The 12125-nt window shown below is 61.6% G+C and carries 9 protein-coding genes; all 9 read right to left on the reverse strand.

The features are described 5' to 3' along the window. Positions 1 to 369 precede the first annotated feature (369 nt). Positions 370 to 1650: a phosphopyruvate hydratase gene (gene eno / locus ACRCJM_RS07240; RefSeq protein ID WP_283489677.1), complete on the reverse strand. Its 1281-nt coding sequence runs from the start codon at positions 1648 to 1650 to the stop codon at positions 370 to 372. Between the two features lie 332 nt (positions 1651 to 1982). After that, positions 1983 to 2690 (reverse strand): MazG nucleotide pyrophosphohydrolase domain-containing protein, encoded by a 708-nt coding sequence (locus ACRCJM_RS07245; RefSeq protein ID WP_431464387.1) that lies wholly within the window; start codon positions 2688 to 2690, stop codon positions 1983 to 1985. Beyond that, complete coding sequence (locus ACRCJM_RS07250) at positions 2687 to 3916, reverse strand: adenosine deaminase (RefSeq protein ID WP_431464388.1); 1230 nt, start codon at positions 3914 to 3916, stop codon at positions 2687 to 2689. Before ACRCJM_RS07250 ends, ACRCJM_RS07245 begins: the two co-directional genes overlap by 4 nt. Positions 3917 to 4001: 85 nt before the next feature. Continuing rightward, positions 4002 to 5690 (reverse strand): hypothetical protein, encoded by a 1689-nt coding sequence (locus ACRCJM_RS07255; RefSeq protein ID WP_431464389.1) that lies wholly within the window; start codon positions 5688 to 5690, stop codon positions 4002 to 4004. A 36-nt stretch (positions 5691 to 5726) separates the two neighbouring features. Continuing rightward, entirely contained in the window at positions 5727 to 7025 is a 1299-nt protein-coding gene (locus tag ACRCJM_RS07260) for a thymidine phosphorylase (protein ID WP_431464390.1), read from the reverse strand. A gap of 147 nt (positions 7026 to 7172) precedes the next feature. Continuing rightward, positions 7173 to 7574 carry a cytidine deaminase gene (locus ACRCJM_RS07265; protein ID WP_431464391.1) on the reverse strand — a complete coding sequence of 134 codons (402 nt, stop codon included), beginning with the start codon at positions 7572 to 7574 and terminating at the stop codon, positions 7173 to 7175. 287 nt (positions 7575 to 7861) lie between these two features. Continuing rightward, a complete protein-coding gene (locus tag ACRCJM_RS07270; protein WP_431464392.1) occupies positions 7862 to 9154 on the reverse strand; it encodes an ABC transporter permease in 1293 nt (430 codons plus the stop codon). Positions 9155 to 9156: 2 nt separating this feature from the next. After that, entirely contained in the window at positions 9157 to 10455 is a 1299-nt protein-coding gene (locus tag ACRCJM_RS07275; protein ID WP_431464393.1) for an ABC transporter permease, read from the reverse strand. Further along, complete coding sequence (locus ACRCJM_RS07280; protein ID WP_431464394.1) at positions 10442 to 12058, reverse strand: ABC transporter ATP-binding protein; 1617 nt, start codon at positions 12056 to 12058, stop codon at positions 10442 to 10444. Before ACRCJM_RS07280 ends, ACRCJM_RS07275 begins: the two co-directional genes overlap by 14 nt. Positions 12059 to 12125: the final 67 nt, after the last annotated feature.

A 12125-nucleotide genomic window follows, 5' to 3' on the forward strand; every position in this document is an offset into this window, starting at 1 on the left:
CTTATCTTTAGGTGATACCACCAGGTAGTAGAGCAAATACGATCAAAGCTATCAGCTTCTTAGAAGCTTATTCATTAGGGCAGGTGGAGCAGGCTCACAGCGAAGCTGCTGGCTCGGATGAAGTGAGCGGGTGCGACAGCATGCAAGAGCGAACGGAATCCGCCGCTAGACGGGGCGTGAGGGTCAGGCTTACCGCCTATTCCGCCCGCAGATTTATTTCCTCGCGCGCTCAGAATCTGCTGGGCTCCATCCAGTGTGAGCCTGCGAAACCCCTTATGAATAAGCCTCTTAAATACGCAAAGCCCCGGCCAGGGGCAACCTGGCCGGGGCACGGGCGTCCTTACTCTCTTACCTTAGAGAGTGGGCAGACTACTTTGCGAAGCGGGGGAAAGCACCCTTGCCTGCGTAAACAGCCTGATCGCCGAGCTCTTCCTCGATGCGCAGCAGCTGGTTGTACTTAGCAACGCGCTCGGAACGGGCGGGAGCACCGGTCTTGATCTGGCCGGCGTTGGTAGCAACAGCCAGGTCAGCGATGGTGACGTCCTCGGTCTCACCGGAACGGTGGGAAACCATGCAGCGGTACTCGTTGCGCTGAGCCATGCTCATAGCGTCGAAGGTCTCGGTCAGTGAACCAATCTGGTTTACCTTCACGAGCAGGGCGTTAGCAGCGCCACCCTCGATGCCCTGAGCCAGACGCTCGGGGTTGGTCACGAAGAGGTCGTCGCCAACAATCTGAACCTTGTCGCCAATTTCGGCGGTGAGGGTCTTGTAACCGTCCCAGTCGTTCTCGTCCAGGGGGTCCTCGATGGAAACGAGGGGGTACTTAGCAACCAGGTCAGCGTAGTAGGCAGACATTTCAGCTGCGGACTTCTTCTGGCCTTCGAAGTCGTAGGCACCGTCGTTGTAGAACTCGGAAGAAGCAACGTCCAGAGCCAGGGCGATTTCTTCACCGGGCTTGTAGCCGGCCTTCTCGATGGCCTCGATGATCAGGTCAAGAGCTGCAGCGTTGGAGTCGAGGTTGGGAGCGAAGCCACCCTCGTCGCCCAGACCGGTGGACAGACCACGGTCGTGCAGAACACCCTTGAGAGCGTGGTACACCTCAACACCAGCCTGCAGGGCAGCGGAGAAGGTGTCGAAGCCGATGGGGGCGATCATGAATTCCTGGATGTCAACGTTGGAGTCAGCGTGTGAGCCACCGTTGAGGATGTTCATCATGGGAACGGGCAGGACGTGAGCGTTGGGGCCGCCCAGGTACTTGTAGAGGGGCAGGTCTGAAGACTCAGCTGCTGCCTTAGCTACGGCCATGGAAACGCCGAGGATAGCGTTTGCGCCGAGCTTGCCCTTGTTGTTGGTGCCGTCCAGGGCGATCATGGCTGCATCAACAGCGCGCTGGTCGGTGGCGTCGATGCCGATAACCTCTTCAGCGATTTCTTCAATCACTGCAGAGACAGCGCCGAGGACGCCCTTGCCCAGGTAAACAGCCTTGTCGCCGTCGCGGCGCTCTACGGCCTCCCACTCACCGGTGGATGCGCCTGAGGGAACTGCTGCACGGCCAAAAGCGCCGTCTTCGAGCAGGACCTCTACCTCAACGGTGGGGTTGCCGCGTGAGTCAAGAATCTGACGAGCGTGAACTGCGGTAATCAAAGCCATGAAAATGCTCCTTGAAGGATAAGAAATGAAAATGGCTATATAGCGCTACAGCCGGTTGCTGATCGGGCATTTTAGCCCGTGCGCGTTTATGCCCCCAGTCTACCAAAAAACCCACATAAGCACACAGGAATTCAACATTTCCAACGGTTTTCTTCAGCACTTCTGAGGTTTTGTGGGATTCTGACCAACGGGTCACAACTACCTTATGGCGGTGCTGGTGGGGTGGCGGTGCTCTTCTGCCCGCCGGCCCTCTCATTCCTCGCCTGGCGGCTCGTCATGATTCACGCCAGCCCCGAGCCAGCGGGCTGCCAGAGCACCGCCACCCCACCGTGTCAGTCGCGTATTAGCCCTTGCACATAGGTCCGCAGGGCCCGTTCCGCATCGAGCCCGGCGGTGCGGGCTGAGGCTGCCAGCTCGTAGAGGTAGGCGCCCAGCTCCTGCTCGTTGGCGAAGGCTGGGAGCTGCCCACCCGCGTCCGCGCCTGTAAGGTCAGCCCCGGCAGTCTCGGCTCTCTCCGCGACCTTGGCGGCGAGGGCGAGCGCGGGCAGGGCCGGCGGGAGCCCGTCGAAGGGGCCGGTGCGTTCGGGTTTTTCGGCTTTTTTGAGCTGGTCCCAGGTGTCGTAGATGTCGGCGGCGCTGAGCTTTTCGCTGCCCTGGCCGGTGGCCGCGAAGACGTGGGGGTTGCGGCGCACCAGTTTGGCGGCGAGCTCGTTGATGACGTCCTGCATGGTGAAGCCGCCCTGCGCGGCGGGGGTTTCGGCGGCCATGGTGGCGTGGAAGATGACGTTGAGCAGCACATCCCCGAGTTCTTCGCGCAGCAGGGGCAGGTTGACTCCGCCGGGGGCTTCAACGGCTTCGGCGACCTCGTAGGTTTCTTCGATGAGGTAGTGCATGATGGACGCGTGGGTTTGGGCGGACGTCCAGGCGCAGCCATCGGGGCTGCGGAGGGTCTGCATGAGCCCCATCAGGTGCTCGAAGCTGCCCCCGAGGTCACCGGGTTCTGGTACGGGTGCGGGGTGCTCTTGTCTGGACCGGGTCATGCGCCGCACTGCTCTTCCTGGTCGGCACCTGCCTGGCCGGGCTCTTCGAGGGCCAGCTGCCCGTAGGCGCTCTGGATGCTGGTGAGCAGGGCCTGTTTTTCGTCGAAGGAGCAGAAGGCCCCGTTGATGGCGTTGTAGGTGACTTCAAAGAATTCGGGCAGGCCAAAGCCCTGGTGGGTGGCGAGTTCGGCGAATTCCCGGGTCATGCTGGTGGCGCTCATCAGGCGGTTATCGGGGTTGATGGTGACCGCGAACCCGGCCTGCAGGAGCAGGGCCGCCGGGTGCTCCTCGTGGCTGAGGGCCGGTTCGAAGGCCTTCTTCTGCCCCACGTTGCTGGCTTTTTCGGCGGCGTCGGTCTGCAGATTGGAGCAGGGGCAGGTTTCAAGCACGATACGGCGGTTTTTGACGGCTTCGGCGACCTCGCCCAGTTGCAGGACGGTCTGGCTGGGGTCTGCCCCGGGCATGAGGGAGCCGTCGGGGTCAATCTCTGCCAGGGTGCGGGCGGTAATGTCTTCTGTGATACGGACGCCGTGGCCCAGACGCAGGGCACGACCGGTGACCAGGGCCTCGCGGATAGAGGCCAGGCCGAAGGCTTCACCGGCGTGCAGGGTGACGGGCAGGAAATGCTCGGCGGCAAGGTTCAGGGCTTCTGCATGGGATGAGGTAGGATGGCCGTCCTCAGGCCCGGCCAGGTCGAAGCCCACCACGCCCAGGGCCCGGTAGGCTAGGGCGGTTTTGACGACCTCTAGGGACTTGTTCTGGTGGCGCATGGCGCACAGAATCTGGTTGACCAGTATGCGTCCGCCTGCCTGAGCCACCTGTTCCATGCCGTCCATGAGCCCGTCGGCTACCGCTTCAACAGCCTGGGCCATGGTGAGCCCGCCGCGCTGGTGCAGCTCGGGAGCCCATCGCACCTCACCGTAGATGACGCCGTCGGCAGCCAGGGTCAGCACATGCTCGCGGGCGACTCGTCGCAGGTTTTCTTCGGTCTGCATGACGGCCACCGTGTGCTCAAAGGTTTCGAGGTAGCGGGCCAGGGAGCGGGAGTCCGCTGCCTGTTTGAACCACTCCCCCAGTTCCTGCGGGTCGGTTGTGGGCAGGGTGTGCCCTACCCGATCGGCTAGCTCGATGAGGGTCTCGGGCAGCAGGCCACCGTCGAGGTGGTCGTGCAGGCAGACTTTGGGCAGCTTTTGGAGCCAGGTCAGGGTGGGCGCGGGAGCGGTCATACGGGGAAAGCTCTTTCGGTAATGGCCCGCCCCGAAAAGGCCGGGGCTCTTTCGGGGCGGGGAGATAGAGAATGTGGGTGCTGGCCTAGAAGGTCCAGGAGGCCAGAGCCTCATTCATGTGGGCCGGGATGTTCTCACCTGTGCGGGGGAACATGCGCAGCTCTTCTACGTACTGCTGGGCAGGCAGGTGCTCAGGGTAGCGCACAAAGGCCTCTTCATCGGCGTAGTCGAAGGTGGCTTCGACGGGGGTGCCGGGGGTGAAGCGGATGTTGATGGCCAGGGGCGAGCCGTGGCCTTCCTTGTAGGAATCGGCCTTGAGCTGCAGAATCGCTAGGGTTTCTTCGGGGATCAGGTCGAAGGTGCGTACCTGTTCCCAGAAGCCGTTGCGGCGCACATGGGTCAGGGCGTCGTAGTAGGAGCCCAGGGTTCGAACGCGAATCAGCACGGTGGAGACATCGCGGGCGGTGCCAGTAGCACCAAAGAGGGCTTCGTAGGCCGGGGCAAAGCGGGAGACGACCTCGGCCTCGGTGAGCACCAGATTGCCGCTGGCTTTCTTGGTGGCAGAAGGCTTGGGTTGGCTGTGCTCGGCGTAGGAGGGGGCGATGTCCACGCTGGTGCTGGTCATGGGGGCATCCAGGGTCGGTGCGGACGCGGGCAGGCTGCTGGCCTGGGCCGGGGCAACGGACGCCTGGGGCTGGTCTTCGGTCTCGAATTCGCTGTCATCCAGGTGGGCAGGGAGCTGGTGGGGCTCCTGCTCTTCCTGCCCGGTAACTGCCTCGGCGGAGCTATCGGTCGCAGCCTCGGCTGAGGTTTCAGCGGGAGCTTCAGCGTCAGCTTCTGAGCGGACGCGGGCAGTAGCCGGGTAGTTTGAGGCAGCTGCGGCGGACACAGCGCCCTGCTGGCTAGTGGAATCTGCTGCAGGAGCTACATCGGCAGGGCTCTCCTCGGCTGCAACTTCTTCAGTAGCAACTGCCTCAGCAGTGCTTGCTGCTGCCGCAGAGGTCTCTTCCACGGTTTCTTCCTTCGCAGGCTCTACAGTCACTTCCTCAGCGGTATCTGAGACTTCATCAGCAGAACTTTCTGCCTTCGCTGCTTCGGCCTGACCAGCTTGCTCCTGTGCGACTTTCTCCTGAGCCAGACGAGCCGAGATACGGCTCATGCGGTCCTCAGCCTGGGCAGCGGTCTCACCCTGAGTCGTACCTGCCGGTGCGACAGCTGAGGCGGGGGCGGCGTCCTTCCCCTGCTCAGCCTCGCCAGCATGCTGAGCCTGGGCAGCGCCCATATCCAGGGCATAGTTGAGGTTGTGGGTCTTGCTGGTGGCAGTGTTCATGAACGAAGCGTGCACGGCCGCCTCGCTACCGATGGCGGGGTTCACCACAACCAGGGCCCGGTTCCAGGCACCGCGCTCGCTCTTTTCTTCCTCAACGTAGAGGTCAGCTACGGCCTGGAACCACTCGCTACCGGGTGTGACCAGACCAGATTCGACTTCCTGGCCACGCTGGTAGAGGGTGTACTTCATGTCGTTGGCGTTCTGGGTCAGGTTCAGGGTCACCTGGCCCTCTGCCTTGGCGCGCATGAGCTTGACAACGGCCTTGAGACCCTCGCCTGCGCCCAACCCGGTGGGGGCAAACTGGCCACTGGCAGGAGCGGCTATTTCAGCAGTCTGAGTGGCAGCGGTCTGCTCGGCATCAAGGCTGGTTGCCAGGACGTCCCGCTGAGCGGAGCTCTCCACAGGGGCAGGTGCCTGAGTTTTTTTGCGGCTAAATAGGCCCACGGTTCTTCTCTTTTCTTGCAGGGTCGAGGGGAGGTTTTAAGCGTTGATTCTATCCAGAATCAGGTCGGTGGGGGTGTAATCGCCTCCGATAGTCCAGGCGTCCTTGAGGGATTCCAGGGCTCGTTCAAAGCGTTCAGGGGTGTCGGTCATCAGGGTCATGAGGGGCTGACCTGCGGTGACGGTATCGCCGGGCTTGGCATGCAGGTTAATGCCCGCAGCCAGCTGTACATCGTCTTCTTTTCGGGCTCGTCCTGCGCCCAAACGCCAGGACGCCACGCCCACCGCCAGAGCGTCCAGGCGAGTCAGGGTACCGCTGGCATCAGCGTAGACGGTGTGGGTCTCGCGGGCCTCGGGCAGGGCTGCATCGGGGTCACCGCCCTGGGCGGAAATCATCTCGCGCCACTTATCCATAGCGCGACCGTCCGCAAGGGCTTCGGCCGGATCGGCGTCGATACCGGAGTTTTTGAGCATGACGCGGGCCAACTCGACGGTCAGTTCGACGATATCAGCGGGCCCACCACCGGCGAGCACTTCAACGGATTCAGCTACTTCATTGGCGTTGCCAACGGCCAGACCCAGCGGAGTATCCATGTTGGTCAGCAGGGCACTAGTTTTAACACCGGCCCCCTGACCCAGCTCAACCATGACCTCTGCCAGCTCTCGGGCGCGGACAGCGTCCTTCATAAAGGCACCGGAACCGACCTTGACATCCAGCACCAGGGAATCGGTGCCCTCGGCAATTTTCTTGCTCATGATGGAAGAGGCAATGAGCGGAATAGCCTCGACAGTGGAGGTGGTGTCGCGCAGAGCATAAAGCTTCTTATCTGCGGGGGCGAGGCCGGTGCCCGCCGCCGAAATAACAGCACCCACGGTGCCGAGAATATCGAGGGTCTTTTCGTTGGAGATGTTGGCCTGCCAGCCGGGGATAGCTTCGAGCTTATCGAGGGTACCGCCGGTATGCCCCAGGCCGCGGCCGGAAAGCTGGGGTACAGCCACGTTGTAGACGGCAACCAGCGGGGCCAGGGGCAGGGTGATTTTATCGCCCACGCCACCGGTGGAGTGCTTGTCTGCGGTAGCGAGTTTTTTGCCGGGGCCGATGATGGAGGAGAAGTCCATGCGTTCGCCGGAGCGAATCATGGCGTCAGTCCAGCGGGCAATTTCGTCGTGATTCATGCCGTTGAGGAAGATAGCCATGGCCAGGGCGCTCATCTGTTCATCGGCTACGACGCCGCGGGTGTAGGCGTCGATGACCCAGTCGACCTGCTCGTTGGTGAGGGTTCCGTGGTCGCGTTTGGTGCGGATAATGTCTACGGCGTCGAAAGCTTCGGTGCTCAAGCGCTCACCTTCCCGGCAGGGTGCAGCTTCGCTCCCCTGCCCTGTGTTCTTGTATTCTTGTGTTCTTTGGTCTTATCTTCCAGTATGCCAGTTCGCGCCGGGGCGTGGCCGTTGCAAAGCGGTCAGTGAACGGGAAAGATGAGGACGCTAGTGGGCAGCTAGGCGGTCGGGGCCGAAGGCGTCGGGTAGCATCTGCTCAATGGTGAGCACTCCGCTGGTGGAGCGCAGGAGCATTCCGGGGGTGCTGTGTTCGTAGAGCAGTTGACGGCAGCGGCCACAGGGCATAAGCGCGTTGCCGTCCTTATCGACGCAGGCAAATGCGGCAAGCTTGCCGCCGCCGGTGCGGAAGAGCTCGGAAATCAGGGAGCATTCGGCGCAGAGGGTAATTCCGTAGGAGGCGTTTTCGATGTTAGCGCCGGTAATCAGGCGCCCGTCGGTGGTCAGGGCTGCGGCCCCCACCGCGAAGTTGGAATAAGGCGAGTAGGAGTTCGCCAGGGCTGCGGTGGCGGCAGCGGTGAGCTGGTCCCAGTCAATGGTGTGTGGAGTCATTGGTATCTTTCCTCGTATATGTTGTGCAAGGACGGGGTGGAGGTGGACGCCCCAGCAGCCGAAATTTAAGAACGTTAAGACAGCAGTGGCCGCTACCCTACATGAAGATAACGGCCACATGGCTCAGGTGAGATGGAGCTCAAGCGCCGGTAGGGTATGCCGCCTGCCAGCGCGTGGATCGGGCCTGGCGATGAATTTCGACGAGCGCCCCGCGCGAGGAGAAAGAATGGTTGCGCGGCGGCGGCATACCCGAATGGCGCTACTTACTTCCCTGCGTCCGTCCGGACCTACTCCTTGATGTATGGCTTGCCCACTGCGGCGGGGCCGCGGGAGCGCCCGACCAGACCGGCTACCGCGAAGATGGTGACCAGGTAGGGCAGCATGGCAAGCAGTTCGGTGGGCACGCTGGTGCCCAGGATGGAGAGAACGAACTGCAGGTTGAGGGAGAAGCCGAAGAGGAGGGCGGCGGAGAGGGCTCCGATGGGGGTCCAGCGGCCGAAGATGAGGGCGGCGAGGGCGATGTAGCCTTGGCCTGCGGTCATGTCGGAGTTGAAGGAGGATACGGAGACCAGGGTGAAGAAGGCGCCGCCCATACCGGCTACGGCACCGGCCAGCAGCACGTTGGTGGCGCGCAGGCGGTTGACGTTGACGCCCAGGGTGTCGGCGGCCTTGGGGTGTTCGCCGACGGCGCGGGTGCGTAGGCCCCAGCGGGTCTTGTTGAGGGCGAACCAGATGACGGCTACCACGATGTACATGAGGTAAACCAGTACGTTCTGGTTGAAGAGGACGGGGCCCAGAACAGGGATCTCGGAGAGGCCGGGGATGGCGAAGGCCGGCAGCTTGGGAGCGGAGTTGAGGGTGGACGCGTTGGGCTCAAGAACACGTGCGAAGAGGAAGCCGGTGAGGCCTGAGACCAGGACGTTGACCACCACACCCACGATAACCTGGTCGACCAGGTACTTGATGGAGAAGAGGGCCAGCAGGGCTGAGACCAGCATGCCGCCGATCATGGCTGCAAGAAGGCCTGCCCAGGCGTTCTTGGTGATAGAACCCACCAGGACAGCGGAGAAGGCGCCCAGCAGAAGCTGGCCTTCGATGGCGATGTTGACGATACCGGAACGCTCACAGAGCAGACCACCCATGGAACCAAAGATCATGGGGATAGAGAGGGCCACTGCGCCAGTGAGCAGGGAAACCAGGGAGAGTGAGGCTCGTTCGGTGGACCCGATAGCCCAAACCACCAGGCCGCTGGCAAAGGCAATCCAGAAGAGGGGCGCTACCCAGCGGCCGATAGTTTTGCCGGCGTTGGTGGTGACCAGAGCATAGCCTGCTACAGCAAGCATGGCGATGGAGGCTACCCAGCCGTAGACCTGGGGGTTGATTTGGAGGGGTTCGGCGGAGAACCAGCTGACGCCGTCCGAGATGCCCAGGCTGATGGTGCTCATGGGGGCGCGCAGGGCAATGAGCAGGGTTCCGAGTACTGCAAGTACCCCGTAGATGATGGGGTTCTTCCAGTTTTTGACGACCAGCTTTTCATCTGAAGTGCTGGCAGTGGTTTCAGGAGTTGCGATGACGCTCATGGTTATGCCTCCACGGCCTTCTTCTTAGCTGACTTCTTTTTCTTGGGCTTGCCGGTGGGGTCAGGCAGGCGGAACAGGGATCGAACCAGCGGGGGTGCCGCGATGAAGAGAACGATCAGAGCCTGAAGAACCAGAACGATGTCGATGTCGGTTCCGGTTGAGATCTGCATGGAGACACCACCTGCACGGAAGGCACCGAAGAGGAGGGCCGCGAAGAAGGTGCCCCAGGGGGTGGAGCGTCCGAGCAGGGCTACGGTGATAGCGTCAAAGCCAAGTGAGCCTGCAACACCGGTGCTGAGAACCTTTTCGGTACCCGACACCTGGGCGGTACCGGCGAGGCCTGCGAGGGCGCCGGAGAGAGCCATCACGATGATGTACCCGGAGGCGACAGAGATACCTGCGGTGCGTGCAGCGTTAGGGTTTGCGCCGACCGCTCGGAGGCGGAAGCCGATAGTAGAGCGGTTCAGAAGCCAGCTCACAAAGATAACTGCTAGAACAGCAACGATAAAGCCCAGGTGCAGGCGGAAGGAGGGGCCAAGAATCAGAGGGAAAATCGCGTTAGCGCCGACCTGATCTGAGATGGGGTTTGCACTCCCTTCGCGCTGCAGCACGGGGGTTTTAAGCAGGTAGGTCAGGAGGTTAGCGGCGATGTAGTTCATCATGATGGACAGGATGACTTCGTGGGCGCCTGTCTTAGCCTTGAGAACGCCGATAATACCGCCCCAGATAGCACCACCGATCAGACCGCCGATGAGGACAAGGGGAATCATAAGGGGCAGGGGAAGCCCAGCGTTGAGGGCTACCCAGCCGGAGACGATAGCACCGAGGATAATCTGGCCCTGGGCACCGATGTTGAAGAGACCAGCTCGGAAGGAGATCGCGATAGCTAGACCCGCGAAAATGAGGGGGGTCGCCATGGTCAGAGTTTCGGTAATGGGTCGAACCTGCTGGGCAAAGGTTTTGCCGTTGGGGTTGTAGATAGACCCCTGGAGCAGGGCCATGTAGGCGTCGGTGGCTGCAGACCACCCGGCGCTGATGGCATCCATGGGTCGAGCAAAGAAGTAGCCTGCCGCTTTTTGGGTTGCCGGGTCGGTGAAAGCGATGAGAATGCCACCCACGATAAAGGCGGCTAGAGCTGCACCGATGGAGAGCCCAATATTACCGCCTGCGATACGAGCGAAGGTGGAGGGCTTTTCGGTGGCTACTAGCTGGGAGGGGACGTCCTGGGGCGGGGTTTTAACTGCCGTGTCGGCAGCGAGGGCAGGGTCTACCTGCGGGGCTGCGGGCTTATGCTCGCTCATTCTCTTCTCCTTCTGCCCAGGGGGTCTCGGGGGTGGGGGCCATGTGCTTGGCGTGGGAGGCGCTGGGGGCTTCTTCTTCGTGTTCTGCGGAAGCTGCGAGGGCTTCTTCATAGGTGGCTCCTGCCATCATCTGGCCAAGAACGGAGCGCGGGGTGCTGGGCGGGACGATTCCCATGAGCTCCCCATGGAAGAAGACGGCGATGCGGTCTGCTAGACCGTAAACTTCGTCGAGTTCGGTAGAGACGATGATGACGGGCACGCCCTTATCGCGTTCTTCGACGATGCGCTTGTGGATGAATTCGATAGAACCAACGTCGACGCCGCGGGTGGGCTGGGATGCGACGAAGAGCTCTAGGGGGCGGGAGAGCTCGCGGGCAACAACGATTTTCTGCTGGTTACCGCCGGAAAGGGTCGAGGCGGTGTGCTCCTTGGAGCCCATGCGGATGTCGAACTCAGCACCTGCCCGGTCGGCGTTTTCAGAGATCTTGGCACGGTTGAGGGTGCCTGCCGATGAGAAGTCTTTGGTGTCGAAGAGGTCGAGGATCAGGTTCTCTGAGATAGAGAAGGAGCCGACCAGGCCGTCCTTGCTACGGTCTTCGGGCACGAAACCGACCCCGGAGCGTAGCACCTGCTTAGTGGTTTTCCCTAGGAGCTCTGTTCCGTTGAGTTTCATTGACCCGGTGGCCTTGGGGTGCAGGCCGATGATAGATTCGGCCAGCTCGGTCTGGCCGTTGCCCTGCACACCGGCAACGGCGAGAATCTCGCCGCCGTGCACGGTAAAGCTGACGTCCTTGAGCAGGGGCACGCCGTTATCGGCTACTAGGGTGAGGTTTTCAACAGCAAAGGTCTGTTGGTTGGTCTGAGCCTGGGACTTTTCGACGGTTAGCTGAACGGCCTTACCCACCATGAGAGAGGCCAGTTCAGTGGTCGACATGGAGGGGTCAGCGTGGCCAACTACCTTGCCGCGGCGGATGACGGTGATGTCATCAGAAATTTCACGAACTTCGCGAAGCTTGTGGGAGATGAAGAGCAGGGACTTCCCGTCTTTGCGGAGCTGGTCCATGATGCCCAGTAGCTGGTCGGTTTCAGCGGGGGTGAGCACAGCGGTGGGCTCGTCCAGAATGAGCACTTCTGCGTCGCGCACCAGGGCTTTAATAATTTCAACACGCTGCTGCACGCCAACGGGTAGGTTTTCGACGATGGCGTCGGGATCGACCGCAAAGCCGTAGCGGTCTGAGATTTCGCGAATCTTACGGCGGGTGGTCTCAAGGTCGAGGGTTCCGCCCTTGACTGATTCTGAGCCCAGGGCCACGTTCTCGGCAACGGTGAATACCGGAACCAGCATGAAGTGCTGGTGCACCATGCCTATACCTGCCGCCATAGCATCCGATGGGCCCGAAAAATCGACCGGCTGATCATCAATGAAGAGCTGACCTTCGGTGGGCTGGTAGAGACCGAAGATAACGTTCATGAGGGTGGACTTACCCGCGCCGTTTTCACCCAGCAGGCAGTGTACTGTGCCGGGGCGGACCACAAGGTCGATGCTGTCGTTCGCGGTAAAGTCACCGAAACGTTTGGTGACCTTGCGCAATTCGAGTTTCATGGGGTGGCTTTCTGTCTGAGAACCGGACGCACACTGCGGCCCCGGGGGCTGCAGAGTGAAGGAGTGC

Origin of the sequence: Rothia sp. L_38 (assembly GCF_050689125.1) — a bacterium.
Classification (GTDB): domain Bacteria; phylum Actinomycetota; class Actinomycetes; order Actinomycetales; family Micrococcaceae; genus Rothia.